Here is a 19,973-nt window from a genome sequence, read left to right as displayed (position 1 = left end):
GGCTAAATAGGCGATACACTGCGCAACTTCTTCTTCGTATTTAGGGTGGCGGTATAACATGAGAGAAATTTATGGAGAAAAAATTCGCAGCTGGAGGTTATTGACAAAGTGCCCGCGACGGAGAGAACAGGCAGATCGTAAAGACGCCGTAAATACATCCATGTAGGCTCGAGCCGCGCCATCCTTGGCGCGGACTCTTTACTCCTCTGCCTATCCTCACCGTTCAAGATCGCGTCATCGGGGTTTGTCAGCAGTCTGAGCTGATCACCCTTTAAAGTCACAGGCGCAATCGTTTTCGTCGCTATTTCACTGTATACTAGTGCGCGTCAAATTAACGTGTAATCTCCCACAGATGTAGGTATCTAACTATGCTAACCATTGGAACCGCTCTGCGCCCCAGCGCTACCCGTGTCATGTTGCTGGGCGCAGGCGAGCTGGGTAAAGAAGTGGCGATTGAATGCCAAAGGCTGGGGCTTGAGGTGATTGCTGTCGATCGCTATGCCGATGCCCCCGCGATGCATGTCGCTCATCGTAGCCACGTCATTAATATGCTGGATGGTGCCGCACTCAAGCAGTTAGTCGCCCTGGAGAACCCTCATTATATCGTGCCGGAAATCGAAGCGATCGCCACCGATATGCTGGTTGAGCTGGAGAGGATAGGCCAACATGTTGTGCCTTGTGCAGAAGCCACCCGTCTGACCATGAACCGAGAGGGCATTCGCCGTCTGGCCGCAGAGACGTTGCAATTACCCACATCCAGTTACCGCTTTGCCGACACAGATACCGCCTTCTTTCAGGCCGTTCGCGATATAGGTTACCCTTGTATTGTTAAACCGGTGATGAGTTCTTCTGGTAAAGGACAAAGCCTGATCCGCAGCGAAGAACAACTTCAAGCTGCTTGGGAGTATGCACAGCAAGGTGGTCGTGCTGGTAGCGGGCGAGTGATTATTGAAGGCTTGGTCAATTTTGATTTTGAAATCACATTACTGACAATCAGTGCTGTCGATGGTATTCATTTTTGCGCACCGATAGGTCACCGCCAGGAAGATGGCGATTATCGCGAGTCTTGGCAGCCCCAAGCCATGAGTGACATCGCCTTGCAGCGAGCAAAAGAGATCTCCGCACAAGTGGTCACTGCATTGGGTGGGTTTGGGTTATTTGGCGTGGAACTGTTTGTCTGTGGCGATGACGTTATTTTCAGCGAAGTTTCTCCACGCCCACACGATACCGGCATGGTGACGTTAATTTCACAGAATATGTCTGAGTTTTCCCTGCATGTTCGCGCATTTCTTGGTTTGCCGATTGGCACTATCCGCCAATATGGTGCGGCTGCATCGGCGGTTATCTTGCCAGAACTGACCAGCCAAAACATCACTTATTGCGGGCTGGAAACCGCCCTGATAGGCGATACGCAGATTCGGTTATTCGGTAAACCCGAAATTGCCGGTAAGCGGCGTTTAGGGGTTGCACTGGCCGTTGCAGACAATATAGAAACGGCCATTGAAGTGGCAAAACAGGCGGCGGGAAACATTGAGGTCAGTGGGAAATAACCATCCTGCTCATTTAGCAGACGCTATCAAATAAATAAACCCGCCAATCAACAGCGGGCTTTTCTTTCTGTCTTTCTATCTATCGGTCAGTAACTGCCAGAGAACCGTAACAACCAGAAGCACTAGTCCTCATACGGGTCTTCAATCTCATCCGAATCCGGTTCATCATCCCGACGATAATCAGACTCAGTATGTTCATCAAAATCATGATCTTCAAAAATAGCCATCGCTTGTGGATCGTTTTGGTGCCGCTCACGGATTTCTGCGGCCACCAATGCAATCGCTTCACCACTGCTCATCCCTTCAGACATGAATTTGTGAATACGTTCAACCGCTTCCTGCTGTTCCTCATGGGAAAGTGAAGGCATACCCGCTAGCATCTATTGATCTCCTACATATAATTTATTGAGTATACCTGTTTATTCCTGCCTGCGGTAAACTCCTGCCACCACTGTCTTAGTGATTTATGCAGCCTTGTAGCTAATTGCCAACATGTACATGAGACATCTCTTTATTACCATTCGAAAGAAAAGAATAGCGACCTATGTGTGAGAAATTTTTAACCGTCAAAGAGTTACCTTATCATCCTGATGCCCTGCTTCAACAATTCACCCCACTTGCCAACCAAGCTTGGGCGATGTTGTTGCACTCTGGATTTGCTCAACACCCCCATAGTCGCTTTGATATCTTGGTCGCTGATCCAAAAATAACGCTGACAACTCATGGCGATAAAACGGTTATTGTCAGTGATCAGGGGCAGGAAACCTCCCTCGCGGATCCCTTCTCTTTGCTGCAGCAGCAACTGGATAAATTCGCCCCAGCGATGCCTGCTCACCCTGCCCTGCCGTTTCAGGGGGGGGCTTTAGGGCTATTTGGTTACGACTTAGGCCGCCGAGTGGAAAAATTGCCTGAACTGGCAGCGCATGATATCGCTTTACCGGATATGGCCGTTGGCCTGTATGACTGGGCGCTAATTGCTGACCACCATCGACAGAAGCTAACGCTGGTATGCCTTGGTGACGCCGAACAGCGCTTGCATTGGCTACATCAGCAAACAACCGATGAGAACCTCATCCCCTTCAAACTCACGGTTCCATGGCAGGCAGATATGTCACGGGAGCAGTACGGCGAAAAATTCCGCCAAATTCAAGCGTATCTACGTAGCGGTGACTGTTACCAAATCAATCTGGCACAAAGATTCAGCGCAGAGTATCAGGGGGATGAATGGCAAGCATTTCTGTCACTGAGTCGTAGCAATCAAGCCCCCTTTTCAGCTTTTATTCGCTTACCCGACAATGCAATATTGAGTGTCTCACCAGAACGTTTCTTGTGGTTGGAAAATCATCAGATTCAAACCCGGCCTATTAAAGGTACGCTACCCCGTTTGGCCGATCCTGAGCAGGATCGCCAGCAAGCTAAACGATTGGCGAATTCAGCCAAAGATCGGGCTGAAAACCTCATGATTGTGGACTTGCTGCGTAACGATATTGGCCGTGTCGCACGTCCGGGTAGCGTCCGGGTGCCAGAACTCTTCGTAGTCGAGCCTTTTCCTGCGGTGCACCACTTGGTCAGTACAATTACCGCAACGCTTCCCCCTGAATGTCCGCCGACCGAATTACTGCGCGCCTGCTTCCCCGGAGGGTCAATTACCGGAGCACCCAAGGTCCGAGCAATGGAAATTATTGAACAACTCGAACCCTATCGACGCAATGCCTATTGCGGTAACATTGGCTACATAAGTTGCTGCGGCACCATGGATACCAATATTACTATCCGTACCCTGATGACAGAGAACGGTAAGATATATTGTTCTGCCGGAGGGGGGATTGTCGCCGACAGCCAAGAGCAAGCTGAATATCAAGAAACGTTCGATAAGGTCGCCCGTATTTTACCGCAACTGGGGAGTGTGTTATTTCGTGAGTGAATTAATTGCTGGGCAGTACTTGTCCGAGTTTATTAACCGTTTCCAACTGCAACTGCCGCAACCCGATAACGTTTTGACCAATAGTCACTATTTTTCTGCCACCAACCGCCATGCTGCCGTATTGATACCCATTATTTGCCGCCCAGAGCCCACATTGTTACTAACCCGTCGCGCTGATCACTTACGCAAACACGCGGGTCAGGTCGCTTTCCCTGGAGGGAAAGTCGATCCTGATGATCAGTCACTAATTAGTACCGCGCTACGTGAAGCCGAGGAAGAAGTCGCCATTCCGGCATCAGCGGTTCATGTGTTAGGACAACTGGCCCCTCTGAACAGTTCTAGTGGTTATCACGTCACGCCAATTGTGGGATTGGTGCCAGCCAATATCCCTTTTTACGGCAATGACGAAGAAGTGGCTGGGTTATTTGAAATCCCCTTACATGAAGCGCTGAGCCTCTCTCGCTACCATTCGCTGGATATTCATCGGGAGGGGATCAATCACCGGGTCTATCTTTCATGGTATGAGAACCAGTTTATCTGGGGCCTAACCGCCACGATTATTCGCCATCTGGCGCAGCAAGTCAGTATTTAACCGCACAGCCGCCAACTGGCGGCTGGAGGTTATTGACAAAGTGCCCGCGACGGAGAGAACAGGCAGATCGTAAAGACGCCGTAAATACATCCATGTAGGCTCGAGCCGCGCCATCCTTGGCGCGGACTCTTTACTCCTCTGCCTATCCTCACCGTTCAAGATCGCGTCATCGGGGTTTGTCAGCAGTCTGACAGCCGCCAACTGGCGGCTGTTAACCCGTGATATCCGTCACATCGTGTAGCTAAAAAACAGTAATAACAGCATAAAGCGATCCTTATCACCTCCTCACTTCGATTTTTACTCTATTTTCCTTGCACATTCATTTTAAAAAAACTGTAAACTGGTCTATCAGCATTACGAAATATCTGTAAAATATTATCCGCCGCTATAAACCACTAACAAACTAAGGTTAATTCCTGATAGTTATGGTTAATGCCTGATAGTTAATGCAGCCAATATAGGCATAAGCTGTTACCCATATGGGCTTAATGGCGAGACCGTATTTAAGAGATAGAAAACGTTTAGAGACCAAAACATACCGGGGCGTTAACCCCGTAGCTGAATAACTAGAACGTATTTTGTAAAATATGGATAATTTTTAGTCTCCATGAATGGTTTTTATACTCCATGGAGGAATAGAAAAATGTAGCCGTTGCCATATCAAATAGGCACGGCTAATACGAGTAGACCCCAAATCAATAAAGGTCTGTGATTGCATCACTTCATGTATGGATATTTATTATGTGCAGTGACCCGCATCTAGCCACAGAACTTTTATACTTAATACAAATGTTCTCAGCCCCTGTTGTTCAGGCGCTGGGTATAATAATAGGTTTTTGTGAAGGAGCTTTAGCGTGATTAGCGTTTTTGACATGTTTAAGATTGGTATCGGTCCGTCCAGCTCCCATACCGTTGGGCCAATGAAAGCGGGTAAGCAGTTTGTCGATTTGCTGATAACCGAAGGATTGATGCCGTCTATCACGCGTGTTGCCGTCGATGTTTACGGCTCACTGTCGCTGACCGGGAAAGGCCATCACACCGATATTGCCATTATTATGGGCTTGGCAGGTAACCTGCCTGATACTGTTGATATCGACAGTATCCCCGCGTTTATCCGTGATGTTGAATTACGTCAGAAACTGATGTTGGCAAATGGCCTGCATGAAGCCGATTTCCCTCGTGAAGGCGGGATGGTCTTCCGCAGCGATAATCTGCCACTGCATGAGAATGGCATGCAAATTCATGCTTTTGCTGGCGATGAAAAAGTACTCAGCAAAACATACTACTCTATCGGCGGCGGTTTTATCGTTGATGAAGAGAATTTCGGCAAAGCCAGCGTGAATGACGTTAGTATGCCCTATCCGTTTAACTCTGCTGCAGAAATATTAGCCAACTGCGAGCAAACCGGTATGTCTATCTCCGGTATGGTGATGCAAAATGAACTGGCGATGCACAGTAAAGAAGAGATTGAGTCCTATTTCACCGCTATCTGGCAGACCATGCGCGCCTGTATCGATCGCGGTTTGAATACCGAGGGTGTGCTGCCTGGGCCACTGCGTGTACCACGTCGTGCATCGGCATTACGCCGCCTGCTGGTCTCTTCCGATAAGCTGTCCAGTGACCCAATGATTGTCATCGACTGGGTCAATATGTTCGCACTGGCCGTGAATGAAGAGAATGCGGCAGGTGGACGTGTCGTGACGGCACCTACTAACGGGGCTTGCGGTATCGTTCCGGCGGTTCTGGCCTATTACGATCACTTTATCGAACCGGTGACACCTGAAATCTTTATCCGTTATTTCCTCGCGTCTGGTGCCATCGGGATTTTGTATAAGATGAATGCTTCTATTTCTGGTGCAGAAGTGGGTTGTCAGGGTGAAGTGGGCGTTGCCTGTTCAATGGCGGCCGCCGGTCTTGCTGAATTGCTGGGTGCCAGCCCGATCCAAGTCTGTATCGCTGCCGAGATTGGTATGGAGCACAACTTAGGTCTGACCTGCGACCCGGTTGCAGGTCAGGTGCAAGTACCTTGTATTGAACGCAATGCGATTGCATCGGTAAAAGCGATCAACTCCGCACGGATGGCGATGCGCCGTACCAGTGAACCGCGTGTCTCCCTCGATAAAGTTATCGAAACGATGTTTGAAACAGGTAAAGATATGAATGCCAAATACCGCGAAACATCTCGTGGCGGCCTGGCGATTAAAGTGCAATGTACTTGATTTTTTTCACCGACAGATATCTTGAAACAGCAAAAGGGGAGCCGAAGCTCCCCTGAGGTTATTGACAAAGTGCCTGCAACGGAGAGAACAGGCAGATCGTAAAGACGCCGTAAATACATCCATGTAGGCTCGAGCCGCGCCATCCTTGGCGCGGACGCTTTACTCCTCTGCCTATCTTCACCGTTCAAGAGTGAGTCATCGGGGTTTGTCAGCAGTCTGAGGGGAGCCGAAGCTCCCCTTTTGTTCCATTCACCGCTTACTCTTCCAGCTCATTACTCAGCTTGGTAATACGCACTAACTCAATACGGTAATCTGAGACATCCATAATCTGGAAACGCAGATTATGCAGTTCAATTACATCACCCGCCATTGGCATATGGCCCGAATGAGAAAGTAACATACCGGCTAACGATGCGTAATCAGCCGTTGGGCTAACCAGCGTCTGGCAATCCAGCGCCTGCTCCAACGAGTGCATATCTGCCCCGCCTTTCACCAACCAGCCATCACCATCGGCAATAATATCCGGCGTTTCATCTTCATCAGGGAATTCACCGGCAATCGCTTCCAGTACATCCAGCGGTGTTACCAACCCCTGAACCACGCCGAACTCGTCATTCACTACCACCAGACGGCCCTTCGCTTTGCGCAACACACCCAACAGATTAATCACATCCATGGTATCAGGCACCACGATAGGCGGGGTTGTCGCAGCAAAGTCACAAATAGACTCACCCCGTTCAATGGCGACCAGCAGATCTTTAGCGCGAACCACACCGATAATTTGATCCAATGAATCACGGCAAACAGGGAACAAACTGTGCGGAGTATCTAATAATTGTTCGCGAATTTCAGCTTGTGAACGGTTGCAATCAACCCAAGAAATCTCAGTACGCGGTGTCATTACGCTGCGTAATGATCGTGAAGCCAGAGTTAATACTCCGCTGATCATATAGCGTTCTTCTTCAGCAAAGGCTTCTGTTGGTAATGCCTGTTGAGGGTCACCACTCTGTTGTTCCTGCTGCTGACGCCCGCCCATCAGGCGGATGATCGCTTCTGCTGTACGTTGACGCCTTGGTAAACGAGATTCATGTTTGATGAAGTTACGGCGCGCAATCTGATTAAACAACTCAATCAAGATTGAGAAGCCAATCGCGGCATACAGGTAACCTTTCGGAATGTGGAAGCCAAAACCTTCGGCAATCAAACTCAGGCCGATCATCAACAGGAAGCTCAGACATAGCACGACCACCGTCGGGTGTTCGTTCACAAATCGGGTTAGGGACTTCGATGCCAGTAACATGACCCCCATGGCAATCACCACGGCTGTCATCATGATAGGCAAGTCATTGACCATCCCCACAGCCGTAATCACCGCATCCAGAGAGAAGACTGCATCCAAAATGACAATTTGGACCACTACCGCCCAGAAGCTGGCATAGCCCCGGTTTGCACCATCATTGTGCTGGTTACCTTCTAACCGTTCATGTAGCTCGGTGGTAGCTTTAAATAGCAGGAACAGCCCCCCCACCAGCAAAATCAAATCTCGCCCGGCGAAATTAAACTCACCGACGCTGAACAACGGTGTCGTAAGAGTTACCATCCATGAAATGACCGACAACAGCCCCAAGCGCATGATCAACGCAAGAGACAAGCCGATAATGCGGGCTTTATCCCTTTGTTTAGGCGGTAGTTTATCGGCCAAAATGGCAATAAATACCAGGTTATCAATACCCAGAACAATCTCTAACACCACCAGTGTAAGTAACCCTGCCCAAATTGAGGGGTCCATTAAAAGTTCCATGTCAGACTCCGAAAATAAGAACATGATCCAGATGATGCGCGCCCTGCAACAAAGACGGCAAAACGCCGCTGTACGGTTGTCAGCACTGATACACAGAAAGATCGGGTGAAATGATACGCAGCTAAGGTGCGTGATTGAATAACCAGATTTAAACCCATTGGTTGGGTGTTAACGCTAAAGAAACAGTAACTTCGGTGACAGTCCATAGGGAGAGCTGAGGCCCTTAACTCCTGACAATTAAAAGAGACGCCAACTTTATCAGGATTTTTTTTGTTGGCATAGTCGCATTTATTCATTAGTTCTATACAAATCACCATCTAATGAAATTAAGGAATAACGATCCGATGGAAATTTCATCGGTCCTGAACACCACCAGCACGGCAGTATCATTATTACTCATGCCCAACCTCATACACATGCTTGTCACATAAATGATGATTAATTATCCAAGTAAGCGAAATCATTCATAACTTCTCCTAATAGATGAGCAATGTCACATAATTTATTTTTTCACTGACTAAAATAAATCATACCAGAGTACTGAGAACGGTTGCCTGAATCGATTCATTAATAGTAGAAGCAAATCGTCAGCGACAAGCGAATATTGCGACTATCATGATAGATTCAAGTAGCTCAACAATACTTTTGGTGATGAGTTGTTTTTCTGTTAGTGCAATAACTCAATTTTGAGTTAACAGAGGGGGTAGCGAGTGAGTATAGCTATTATCATCGGCACACATGGGGCTGCGGCAGAACAACTGCTTAAAACAGCTGAAATGATTTTAGGTGAACAGAGTAATGTTGCTTATATCGATTTCGTCCCAGGTGAAAATGCTGAAACATTGATTGAGAAATACAACGATAGATTGACCGGGCTAGATACCAGCAAAGGTGTTCTATTCTTGGTCGATACTTGGGGTGGTAGCCCGTTTAATGCCGCCAGTCGCATTGCTATCGATAAAGAGAACTATGAGGTCGTCACTGGCGTTAACATTCCGATGCTGGCTGAAACCTTTATGGCACGTGATGATGAACCATTATTTTCCGAATTGGTTGCAGTGGCTGTAGAGACCGGCCGAGAAGGCGTGAAAGCATTAAAAGCGCCTGATGTTAAAAGTGATAAGCCCGAGACACAACAAACAGCTCCAGTGCCAACAGCCAAGGCTCCTGCCGTTGCTTTAGGTCCGAACGATCATATGAAGATCGGGCTGGCACGTATTGATGACCGCTTAATCCATGGACAAGTTGCTACCCGTTGGACCAAAGAAACTAACGTAAACCGCATTATCGTGGTCAGTGATGAAGTTGCTGCCGACAAAATGCGTAAAACCTTGCTAACGCAAGTTGCCCCTCCCGGTGTTACTGCACACGTCGTTGATGTAGAAAAAGCGATTCGCGTTTATAACAACCCTAAATATGCCAATGATAGGGTCATGCTGCTATTTACCAACCCGACTGACGTTGTTCGTTTGGTTGAGGGCGGTGTAGACATTAAATCAGTCAATATTGGTGGTATGGCATTCCGTCAGGGGAAAACCCAGGTGAATAATGCCGTCTCCATTGATGAAAAAGATATTGAAGCGTTTAACAAATTAAATGCTCGCGGTATTGAATTGGAAGTCCGAAAAGTGTCTTCGGATAGCCGGCTCAAAATGATGGACTTGATTAGTAAATTAAATAAATAGCTCCACTAAAAACTACGTAGAAAGATAATACCCTGTTCTATTTTGGGGCGTGGTTATTTTACTCAGCTTTATTGGTCATAGGAGAAGTACAATGGAGATAACAACTCTTCAGATTGTGCTGATATTTATCGTTGCATGTATCGCCGGGATGGGTTCCATTCTGGATGAGTTCCAATTTCACCGCCCGCTCGTCGCCTGTACTTTGGTAGGTATGGTTCTGGGTGATATGAAAACCGGTATTATCATCGGTGGTACCTTAGAAATGATCGCGCTTGGTTGGATGAACATCGGGGCTGCTGTAGCACCTGATGCGGCTCTGGCCTCAATTATTTCAACCATCCTGGTTATCGCCGGGGGCCAAGACATCGGTGCCGGTATCGCCTTGGCGATCCCACTGGCTGCGGCCGGTCAGGTGTTAACTATTATCGTGCGTACCATTACCGTGGCCTTCCAACACGCCGCTGATGGCGCTGCCGAACGTGGCAGTCTACGAGCGATTACCTGGCTCCACATCTCTGCTCTGTTCTTGCAGGCAATGCGTATCGCCATTCCCGCGCTTATCGTTGCTCTGTCCGTGGGTACATCTGAAGTACAGATGATGCTCAGTTCAATTCCTGAAGTGGTTACCAGTGGCCTGAACATCGCCGGTGGTATGATCGTTGTAGTTGGTTACGCCATGGTTATCAACATGATGCGTGCTGGCTACCTGATGCCATTCTTCTATTTAGGTTTCGTTACTGCCGCATTTACCAACTTCAACCTGGTAGCACTGGGGGTTATTGGTGTGGTTATGGCTGTTCTTTATATCCAAGTCAGTCCTAAATACAACAAGTCTCAGGTTGTACAGTCTGGCCCGGCCAATAACGATCTTGATAACGAATTAGACTAGGAAAAGGTGAGAGAAATGGTTGATACAACAACTGTTGATACAACAACTGTTACTAAAACAACTACCGGTGAAAAGAAACTCACGGCCAGCGACATTCGCGGTGTATTTCTCCGTTCAAACCTCTTCCAAGGGTCGTGGAACTTCGAGCGTATGCAGGCGCTGGGTTTCTGTTTCTCCATGGTGCCAGCGATCCGTCGTCTGTATCCAGAGAACTCGGAAGAGCGTAAGCAGGCGATCAAACGCCATCTGGAATTCTTCAATACCCAGCCTTTCGTGGCCGCGCCAATTCTGGGCGTCACCTTGGCGATGGAAGAACAGAAAGCTAATGGCGCTGAGATCGATGATGCTGCAATTAACGGCATTAAAGTGGGTCTGATGGGGCCACTGGCCGGTGTAGGTGACCCAATCTTCTGGGGTACCGTACGTCCTGTGTTTGCGGCTCTTGGTGCTGGTATCGCCATGAGCGGTAGCTTACTGGGTCCATTGCTGTTCTTCGTACTGTTTAACGTGGTGCGTTTACTGACCCGTTATTACGGTGTGGCATATGGCTACAAAAAAGGCGTCAATATCGTTAATGATATGGGCGGCGGCTTCCTACAGAAACTGACGGAAGGGGCGTCTATCCTCGGCCTGTTTGTTATGGGGGCCTTGGTTAACAAGTGGACGCACGTCAACATACCGGTGGTGGTGTCCAGGATAACCAACCCGGCGGGCGAAACCACAGTAACAACGGTACAAACGATCTTGGATCAGTTGATGCCAGGCTTAGTGCCGCTGCTATTGACCTTCGGTTGTATGTGGCTATTGCGCCGTAAAGTTAACGCACTGTGGATTATTATGGGCTTCTTCGCTATCGGTATCTTCGGCTACTGGATTGGCTTCTTAGCACCATAACTCTGGCGATTATCTTCATCCAAAACCGGGGGCTTGCTCCCGGTTATTTTATCTTTCAGACACCGTTCGAAACTCAAAAAAATTGGCGTTGCAGGTAGGCGGCAAGCGAATGAATCCCGATGAACTTACACGGCGAGTGAATACGCGTAGCTAACCCCCCGACAACTCCAGGTTCGAAGGGTATACAGGAGTTGTTGCATGTCGGTTACCGATCTTGTTTTAGTTGTTTTTATCGCCCTACTACTCATTTATGCCATCTATGATGAATTCATCATGAACATGATGAAGGGAAAAACTCGACTACAAGTTCACCTGAAACGTAAAAATAAACTCGATTGCATGATCTTTGTCGGACTGATTGGCATTCTTATTTACAATAATATTGTGGCTCATGGCGCGCCATTAACCACCTATTTATTAGTGGGTTTAGCATTGGTTGCGGTTTATATTTCGTATATTCGCTGGCCCAAGTTATTGTTTAAAAATACAGGTTTTTTCTATGCTAATACTTTTATTGAATATAGCCGGATAAAAAGTATGAATTTATCTGAAGATGGAATCCTCGTGATTGATTTAGAGCAGCGTAGGTTACTAATCCAGGTTAAAAAATTAGATGATTTAGAAAAAATATATAATTTTTTCATTGAAAATCAATCATAAACATTTTTACTTCTGGGGAATTCATCAATTTACGCTACAACCTAATGATTAATTTCCCAGCAAGATTTAAAATTTCCCTTCTGTTTATTTCCACACCGTTACTGATGCTTATATGCTCTATTTTTTAAACCCGCATTGATAATGAAAATCATTATCAATAGCGAGCATATACCATATTGTATTTGGGGTTGTCGGCATTCGATTTTATATGTTAAGGTTGCGCCGTTCATGGGGAGTAGCCGGTTTCTGTACAATATATTCATAATATATTGGTTAGCAGAAACGCTCGTATCAACATACTCGTTTCATTTATTTGAAACGTGGTGCGGGCAGCCAGGTAAGGTTGGCGAGACCATAGACACGTAGCTCCGTCGTTAGGTTGGGGGGTGGGTTACGTGTATATGGAGCCGCCCGGCCGAGACTATTTCTATGAATCTATCTGCAACAATTATTCTCGCTTTTGCTATGTCTATGGATGCATTTGCTGCGTCAATTGGCAAAGGTGCCACTCTGTATAAACCCCGTTTTCGTGAAGCACTGCGTACCGGCCTGATTTTTGGCGTCATCGAAGCAATTACCCCGCTGATTGGTTGGTGCATCGGCCTGTTCGCCAGCCAATATATTATGGAATGGGATCACTGGATTGCCTTCAGTCTGCTGTTTATTCTTGGTTGCCGCATGATTTTTGAAGGTATGAAACAGCGGGTAGAAGAAACGGAAAGAATGCGCAGTCATAGTTTTTGGGTGTTGGTGACGACCGCCATTGCCACCAGCCTTGATGCGATGGCGATCGGCGTCGGTCTGGCCTTCTTGCAAGTGGATATCGTACACACCGCGATGGCTATTGGCTTAGCCACCATGATTATGGCAACGCTGGGGATGCTGATTGGCCGCTATATTGGGCCACTACTGGGTAAGCGCGCTGAGATTATCGGCGGGATCGTATTGATAGGTATCGGCTTTAATATTCTGTATGAACATATACACCTTACTGCCTAAGAGCACCGCCCTTTTATTCTCGCTGTAAAATAAAGTACTGCAGCGCGATAAATGAGAATGAAAAAATAATCGCTACCTCCCGAGAAGGCAGTTTAAAGCTGACAATAAAAAACCGCGACATATCAAATCGCGGTTTTTTATTTCAGTAAATCAACATTTCAGCAAAACAACATTTCAGCTCAGCATCAAAAGTCCATAGAGACGGACAGTTTCAGCGTGCGAGGATCGCCCTGATACAGGTAAACGCCGCTATCTTCAATCGATTCCCAATAACGCTCATTAGTCACGTTTTCAAGGTTAGCACGCCATATCAGGTTAGTCTCTTTCATTGGCATGGTATAGCGCACACCCAGATCCAGACGGGTCCATGGTTTAATTTTCAAGGTATTAGCTTCATTGGCGTACTGTGATCCAGAACGTGTCAGGGTACCCGTGGCGGTCAGTCCTTCTACTGCGGAGATATCGTACTCACCGCCGAACGCTAACTGATAACGAGCAACACCGACAGCATAATTACCGTTGTTCGCCCCATTTTGGGTTTTAGTCAGTTTAGGATCTAACCAGACCGCACTCCCTAACAAACGAGTACCCAATACCGGCTCACCAAAGACATTCAATTCAACACCACGGTTACGCTGTTCACCATAGAAACCATAAGTATTGGTCGCGGGATCAACCGTGCCGGTCGGGCGGGTAATTTCAAATAAAGCCAACGTCCCGCCATAGCGCTGATTATCGAATTTCACGCCGACTTCATTTTGTTTGGAGTGAACAATCCCTGGGATTTGGCCTTTGTTGACCACCGGCTTGCCGTTAAATTCATTTGGCGCAGACTTACCCGGCCCCAACGCTTCAATATGGTTGGCATACAGAGACACCTTCTCCCATGGCTTCACCATCACACCATAAATTGGCGTCACTTTCATCGCATCCAATGAGCCAGCACTGTTTGGTACGCCATTATTAAAATTACGGATAGTGACATCCTGACGGCGTACCCCCAACATCAGCTGAACTTTGTCATCCATCATCGATAAGGTATCGGACAATGATAAGCCGGAAGCCCTAACTTGACTTGTCAACGTAGGATCTTGGTTGGGACTATAAAAATTGGGATTAGTCGATGTTGGAGGGAAAGGAATGCCCCCCGGATTATAGATATTGGTATTGACACTCTCGGACATATTAAAGGCAGATTTGGTTGTCCGATAATTAGTTGCATACCCTAAATTCACTTTATGGGTGATAAAACCAGTATCAAAATGCCCACGAATGCCACCTAAACCGGCAATAGACTCAGAAATATAAGGCACATATAAACGGCTGATCTTCGCATTGCCGCTGTTATCCGTCAGGATTGGCGAGCCGTATTGCCCCGTTTCTTCGTTATGGCTGGCCCCGATAGAACCATAAACCGTCCAGTTTTGGCTAACATCATACTCGCTACGCAACATACCAAACGTGGTCTCCATATCGGTATAAACCCACGGTTGACCATAGTTCAGTGTTGTTGATGGCGGCTCAGGAATAACGGTCACCGCACCGACACCCACGGAGGTACGCATATGATGAATAGTTTGCTTTTGGTACCCCACATCTAATGAGCTCCGAGCGCGATCACTACGGTAGTCAAGGCCGGTAGACATGGCGGTTAGGCGGTTCTTCTCATCTTTAATGGCCGTTTCACCTTCACGATGCTGTACGTTAACCCGCACACCATATTGATCGTTATCACCATAGCGGCGTCCGACATCCAGCCCTCCCCCCACTTGCGCTGCTGAACCATAATCCACAGTAACGCGAGTCAATGGCGTATCACCGGCACGTTTAGGTTCCAGATTAATCATGCCTCCAACGCCACTGCCACTTGGCGAGATACCGTTAATAAAGGCATTAGCCCCTTTAAAGACTTCGACTCGTTCAACCATACTGGTAGAAACAATCTGGCGTGGTAGCACACCAAATAAACCACCGAATGAAATATCGTCACCATCCAGATTAAAACCACGAATACGGTAATTCTGTGATGGGTTACCGTAACCTCGCACGTTCTGTACCGAGGCGTCGTTTTTGACCACATCAGCAATGGTCGCCGCTTGCTGATCCTCAATCATTTTCGAGGTGTAACCGATAATATTGAATGGCACATTGCGAGCATCTTGCTGCCCCAGAAAACCAATACGGCCACCATTTGCCACCTGTCCATCCATATAGGTCGGGATCAAATCATTTCCCCCCGCACGGAACGTGTCTGGCGTGCCAACCACGGTAATAGTATCGGTTTTATTGCTGTTTTCAGCACTGTTGGTCTCTGCGACTGCGCTGGCCATTTTAGTACTGTCAGCCACTGCTGCGGACCATGAAGATGCAGATAAAGATCCTAATGCTACGCCGATCATGACGCACAAAAGACGCGGAGCCGAACGTTTCGGCTCCGTATTTATGGAGACTGACTGATTCATCGCATTGATACCCCTAAAGCTTACACATAAAAGTGTAATACGAACGCTTATCATAAAGATTGAGGATTATCCGTATAGCCCTAGCTAATGCAAGTCTTTCTGTCTGTCAGTCGCTCATTTTTTTGGCTTTTTTGGCTATCGCGAAAAGTTCTGGTTAAGTACTGCAATAAACCGGATGGATCATGACATTGTCATACAGTTCATCGATGCTTGAAGGGCGATAACAGCGAAAGAATTCACGGTTATCCCTTGTTAGCAATAGGCGAGCGCAATATTGTTCCCCCTTACAGATTAAATATTCTGGCTATCGCACGACTCAACCAACGATTGGTTGAATAAACATTCAAGGAAAAGATAGGAATGGCTTTGTACCCAGCATCATTTGACGATCATGTTTTCCGGTTATTAATTGAGGCTGTTGATGATTACGCCATATACATCATTGATGCCAAGGGACACGTTCTGACCTGGAACAATGGCGCAGAACGTAATACCGGTTATTGTGCCGAAGAGGTTATCGGCCAATCCTTCGAGCTGTTTTATACCCCAGAAGATTTAGTAAACGGCTTGTCAGTCAAAGGGCTTCAGCACGCTAATCAGTTTGGTCATTACGAATCACAAGGCTGGCGTGTGCGTAAAAATGGCAAACGTTTTTGGGGCAACGTCACTCTCAGTGCACTTCATAACTCAGAAAATATTTTGCAGGGTTTTGTTCATGTTACCCGTGACCTAACCGACCAATGGCAGCGGGATAATGCACTGCGCAAAAGTGAAGAACTGTTTCGTCACCTGATCAGTGAAGTGGAAGATTGTGCCATCTACATGATCGACACTGCTGGTCGCATCCTTACCTGGAATAAAGGGGGGGAGCGGCATGAAGGTTATACCCGTGAGGAGATAATCGGTGAACACTTTACTCTATTATTTACGCAGGAGGACATTTCGGCGGGTGTGCCGGAAAAATCACTCGCCAAGGCCGTAGCAGAAGGTAATTTCCAGACTGAAGGATGGCATGTCCGTAAGAATAATATCCGTTATTGGGCCAGTGTCGCCATTAACCCAATACACGATGACAGAGGAAACTTATTGGGTTTCACCAAGATTGTCCGCGACTTGACTGAACGCCGCCAACGTGAAGAAACATTGCGTATCAGCGAAGAACGCTTTCGCCTGATGGTTGATTCTGTTGAAGATTATGCCATTTTAATGCTGGACCCTTGGGGGCGGGTTAATACCTGGAATCTCGGTGCACAACGCAATATTGGCTATGCCAGTAACGAAATTATCGGCCAGCATTTCTGCTGTTTCTTCCTGCCGGAAGATATTGTCGCAGGGCTACCAGGAAAACTGCTGAAAACAGCGGCGTCAACGAGCCGTATAGAGCACGAGGGTTGGTTAGTTCGTAAAGATATTACCCGTTATTGGGCGCTTACCGTGATTACAGCGATACATGACCATAACGGTAAACTGTTGGGTTACACCAAACTCATCCGTGATATGAGTGAGCGAAAACAACGCGAAGATGCTCTGCGTGCCAGTGAAGCTGCCCGCTATGAAGAGCGTGAGCAGTTGCATCAGGTTCTGTCATCCATCCCTGATGGGATTATCTCCCTCAATAGTGAAGGCCGAGTGGTATTAATGAACCCGAAAGCTGAGGAAATGACGGGCTGTAGGCAGAATGAATCCTGTGGTTTACCGATCGAAGAGGTCTTTATTTTGTGGTCTCCACTACAGAATAAAAATCAATTAGAGGCCTTTAATCAATGCCTGGCTGAAGGACGACATACCCTATTACCAGAAGGTCATCATCTGGTATCTCGCCGGGGAGAACGCCAAGAAATACGCTGTTCAGCCTCACCAATACGTGATCGTGACAATATTGTTACTGGTGCTGTCGTGGTATTCCAAGATGTCACCCGCGCACGCCATGAGCAGCGGGAGTTACAATACCAGGCTAGCCACGACATGCTCACAGGGCTCATTAACCGCCGTCGTCTGGAAGAACGATTGACACAAGCGATTAATCAATTAGCTCATGACGGACAACATATGCTTTGCTACGTCGATTTAGACTATTTCAAAGATGTGAATGATAATGCTGGCCACGAAGCGGGGGATATGGTGCTGAGAATGGTCGCACAAACCATGCAGCAAGCGGTGCGTGAAAACGATATTGTTGCCCGTTTAGGCGGAGATGAATTTGCGATTGTGCTATTTAATTGCCCCAGTCAATCTGCGGCAGAAATACTGGAACAGGTAGTGGCGGATATTGCCTCCATCCAGTTTCATTGGCATGGGCAATCTTATGTCCTTACTGCAAGTCTGGGGGCAATACCATTGACCCAACAAACTGAATCCGCTTCGCAAGCGATGCGTTTGGCCGATATTGCCTGCTATAAGGCCAAACATGCCGGCCGTAACCAGTTGTCACTCACCTCTTGAGGCATATTGCGGGTGGCTATCATGTCACCTGCAATGTTTTTTATGATTGGCCCATCCCTCTGCTCAGCATTAATACGGATACGGCCCAAAAAGTGAATTAGCATTGTTTCTGCCCCCCCATAATATAAACAGCGGTATTTTCAGCAATTCGATCCTGATCAATATATCTCTTATAGGTATGTGATATATAAATATCATCATTGGTTAATTTGAAGGATAGGTATGCCGTACTTTACGGTTAGTGTTGTTTTACATAACGCCATTGAAGGCGATTATGAAAAACTTAACAAAAAAATGATTGATGCCGGTTTTACCTGTTTGATAGGTAGAGAGAAGGTCTATAAATTACCTGAAGGCGAGTTCAACTATGGTAGCGGCATACTCGACAAGCAGGAAGTGGCTGATTTAGCACTAAAAATTTCTGAGGAAATCCGCTTCATTCCATCGATTTTAGTCACCGAGTCTAGCGGTAGAACCTGGCGAAATCTGGATCTTAAATAATTCACTCTGTATTTTATAAATAAAAAAACTTTAAATTTGACTTAAGTCTCACATTAATACTTCGCTAGGGATTTCTACCTTTTCATTATAAAATAAATAATATAACTACAGAATAACATGTTTATTTCAGTGGATTATAATCCAAATTTAATTTACTCAGCAATACTCCCCTGCAACTACAGGGGATATAAAGCGAATAGTCCCAGAGAATGGACCAGAACATTAAATATCGTTCGGAGGACTGTCTGTTTTACGACGATGCAGTGCAATGACGAAATCAGTCTCGCAACTAAAAGACGGTTGAGCGGCTAATTTCTGCCCAGTATCAACCGATGCCCGCCAGGCAAACGGGGTCATCTGTAATAAATTAAAGCCCTGCTCACCCGTGAGTTTCATGTCATAGGCCAATGTTTCGCGGCTGATTAATTCAAAGCCATCAAGGTGTTCCTCTGTATCATCATGCAGTTGCACCTGAGCATAAATAAGTGCTTTTAACTGATAGAGGTGGCGAGGGCCTGGCGCCACGGTAACCACGAACCCACCAGGTTTTACCGTGCGGGCCAGTTCAGCCGCCTTACAAGGCGCATAAATGCGTAATACGGCATCCAGTGTACCATTGGCAAAAGGTAAGCGATGGCTGGAAGCCACGCAGAAATTGACCTGATGGTAGCGTTTAGCCCCATATCTTATCGCGACTTTTGCCACATCCAGACCAAAAATAGCCATCTGACGCAACTGATTTAGCCGATCAGCCACCGCCGCCGTGTAATAACCCTCACCGCAACCGATGTCCAATAACCTGGTGGCATCAAGCGGCAAAGCCTCATCCAGAATATCGCTTACCCGCTGTTGCAAAGGCTGATAATAGCCTGCGTCAAGAAAAGCCCGGCGTGCTTGCATCATCTCTGGGCTATCGCCGGGTTGTTTAGAGCCTTTATGCTGTACTGGCATTAAATTGACATAGCCCTCTTTGGCACAATCAAACTGGTGATTATTGCTACAACGCCACTGCTGTTGGTTAAGTTGCAATGTTTGATGACAGAGAGGACACTGATAAGACATGGTTGAATTCCAGATAACAGGTAAATAACCGCCAAGATAGCGGGCAGACGCGGCGTTAGTCTAAAGAAGCCCCCCCCCGGTTGCAAGTCAGTGGCTGTTCTTTAGCTCATTGAATCACGCGAATATTTATTGCAACGAACCGGATATTAATTGCGACGAACAAAGACTCGCGATTAACGCCTACCCCCCAGAGGCAATAGAGGGAAACCATGATATGGCGGCTTTATTTTGCAACAATTTGCGAATTGGAGGCTTAATAATAAAAGCTGACTGGCCAATAAATTAAAAAACGG

General features: G+C 47.0%; 17 protein-coding genes and 1 riboswitch. Of the genes, 11 read left to right on the top strand and 6 right to left on the bottom strand.

Translation table 11 applies throughout. The features are described from left to right. Positions 1 to 69: 69 nt before the first annotated feature. Positions 70 to 162: a gluconate 5-dehydrogenase gene (locus AC971_RS24590; protein ID WP_197090494.1), complete on the bottom strand. Its 93-nt coding sequence runs from the start codon at positions 160 to 162 to the stop codon at positions 70 to 72. A gap of 206 nt (positions 163 to 368) precedes the next feature. Here AC971_RS24590 and purT point away from each other — a divergent pair, with 206 nt between their 5' ends. Beyond that, positions 369 to 1,550, top strand: a complete 1,182-nt coding sequence (gene purT / locus AC971_RS02390; RefSeq protein ID WP_025383534.1) for a formate-dependent phosphoribosylglycinamide formyltransferase — start codon at positions 369 to 371, stop codon at positions 1,548 to 1,550. 122 nt (positions 1,551 to 1,672) lie between these two features. Here the strand turns inward: purT and AC971_RS02385 are convergent, their stop codons facing one another. After that, on the bottom strand, positions 1,673 to 1,930 hold the full coding sequence (locus AC971_RS02385; protein WP_025383533.1) for a YoaH family protein: 258 nt from the start codon (positions 1,928 to 1,930) through the stop codon (positions 1,673 to 1,675). Positions 1,931 to 2,094: 164 nt separating this feature from the next. On the opposite strand from AC971_RS02385, the gene pabB reads away from it, so the two are divergent. Further along, positions 2,095 to 3,474: an aminodeoxychorismate synthase component 1 gene (gene pabB, locus AC971_RS02380; RefSeq protein WP_048677268.1), complete on the top strand. Its 1,380-nt coding sequence runs from the start codon at positions 2,095 to 2,097 to the stop codon at positions 3,472 to 3,474. Then, entirely contained in the window at positions 3,467 to 4,066 is a 600-nt protein-coding gene (locus AC971_RS02375) for a CoA pyrophosphatase (protein WP_025383531.1), read from the top strand. The genes pabB and AC971_RS02375 overlap by 8 nt, the downstream gene beginning before the upstream one ends. Here the strand turns inward: AC971_RS02375 and AC971_RS25710 are convergent. Next, positions 4,056 to 4,160 carry a gluconate 5-dehydrogenase gene (locus tag AC971_RS25710; protein WP_197090725.1) on the bottom strand — a complete coding sequence of 35 codons (105 nt, stop codon included), beginning with the start codon at positions 4,158 to 4,160 and terminating at the stop codon, positions 4,056 to 4,058. The genes AC971_RS02375 and AC971_RS25710 overlap by 11 nt on opposite strands. A 760-nt stretch (positions 4,161 to 4,920) precedes the next feature. On the opposite strand from AC971_RS25710, the gene AC971_RS02370 reads away from it, so the two are divergent. Then, positions 4,921 to 6,285, top strand: coding sequence for an L-serine ammonia-lyase (locus tag AC971_RS02370; RefSeq protein ID WP_025383530.1), 1,365 nt, complete (start codon positions 4,921 to 4,923; stop codon positions 6,283 to 6,285). Between the two features lie 256 nt (positions 6,286 to 6,541). Here AC971_RS02370 and AC971_RS02365 read toward each other — a convergent pair whose 3' ends face one another. Then, positions 6,542 to 8,086 (bottom strand): TerC family protein, encoded by a 1,545-nt coding sequence (locus AC971_RS02365; protein ID WP_025383529.1) that lies wholly within the window; start codon positions 8,084 to 8,086, stop codon positions 6,542 to 6,544. A gap of 710 nt (positions 8,087 to 8,796) precedes the next feature. Between AC971_RS02365 and manX the strand changes: the two genes are divergently transcribed. The 5 genes from manX (at position 8,797) to mntP (ending at position 13,213) form a co-directional block, all read left to right on the top strand. After that, a complete protein-coding gene (gene manX / locus AC971_RS02360; protein ID WP_025383528.1) occupies positions 8,797 to 9,771 on the top strand; it encodes a PTS mannose transporter subunit IIAB in 975 nt (324 codons plus the stop codon). A gap of 91 nt (positions 9,772 to 9,862) precedes the next feature. Beyond that, entirely contained in the window at positions 9,863 to 10,660 is a 798-nt protein-coding gene (locus AC971_RS02355) for a PTS mannose/fructose/sorbose transporter subunit IIC (protein WP_002211068.1), read from the top strand. A 15-nt stretch (positions 10,661 to 10,675) separates the two neighbouring features. Continuing rightward, positions 10,676 to 11,554 (top strand): PTS mannose transporter subunit IID, encoded by an 879-nt coding sequence (locus AC971_RS02350; RefSeq protein WP_025383527.1) that lies wholly within the window; start codon positions 10,676 to 10,678, stop codon positions 11,552 to 11,554. Positions 11,555 to 11,752: 198 nt separating this feature from the next. Beyond that, positions 11,753 to 12,214 (top strand): DUF986 family protein, encoded by a 462-nt coding sequence (locus AC971_RS02345; RefSeq protein WP_025383526.1) that lies wholly within the window; start codon positions 11,753 to 11,755, stop codon positions 12,212 to 12,214. Between the two features lie 218 nt (positions 12,215 to 12,432). Next, positions 12,433 to 12,633: riboswitch (yybP-ykoY riboswitch) on the top strand. 10 nt (positions 12,634 to 12,643) lie between these two features. Next, positions 12,644 to 13,213: a manganese efflux pump MntP gene (gene mntP / locus AC971_RS02340; RefSeq protein WP_025383525.1), complete on the top strand. Its 570-nt coding sequence runs from the start codon at positions 12,644 to 12,646 to the stop codon at positions 13,211 to 13,213. Between the two features lie 185 nt (positions 13,214 to 13,398). Here mntP and AC971_RS02335 read toward each other — a convergent pair whose 3' ends face one another. After that, positions 13,399 to 15,612, bottom strand: a complete 2,214-nt coding sequence (locus tag AC971_RS02335) for a TonB-dependent receptor (protein WP_025383524.1) — start codon at positions 15,610 to 15,612, stop codon at positions 13,399 to 13,401. Positions 15,613 to 16,035: 423 nt separating this feature from the next. Between AC971_RS02335 and AC971_RS02330 the strand changes: the two genes are divergently transcribed. Beyond that, positions 16,036 to 18,117 (top strand): PAS domain S-box protein, encoded by a 2,082-nt coding sequence (locus AC971_RS02330; protein ID WP_025383523.1) that lies wholly within the window; start codon positions 16,036 to 16,038, stop codon positions 18,115 to 18,117. A 222-nt stretch (positions 18,118 to 18,339) separates the two neighbouring features. After that, positions 18,340 to 18,618 carry a hypothetical protein gene (locus tag AC971_RS02325; RefSeq protein ID WP_025383522.1) on the top strand — a complete coding sequence of 93 codons (279 nt, stop codon included), beginning with the start codon at positions 18,340 to 18,342 and terminating at the stop codon, positions 18,616 to 18,618. 222 nt (positions 18,619 to 18,840) lie between these two features. On the opposite strand, the gene rlmA is transcribed toward AC971_RS02325, so the two are convergent. Next, complete coding sequence (gene rlmA, locus AC971_RS02320; RefSeq protein ID WP_025383521.1) at positions 18,841 to 19,680, bottom strand: 23S rRNA (guanine(745)-N(1))-methyltransferase; 840 nt, start codon at positions 19,678 to 19,680, stop codon at positions 18,841 to 18,843. Positions 19,681 to 19,973: the final 293 nt, after the last annotated feature.

The organism is Yersinia similis (genome assembly GCF_001053095.1).
GTDB classification, from domain to species: domain Bacteria; phylum Pseudomonadota; class Gammaproteobacteria; order Enterobacterales; family Enterobacteriaceae; genus Yersinia; species Yersinia similis.
This window is presented reverse-complemented; position numbering and strand designations above follow the sequence as displayed.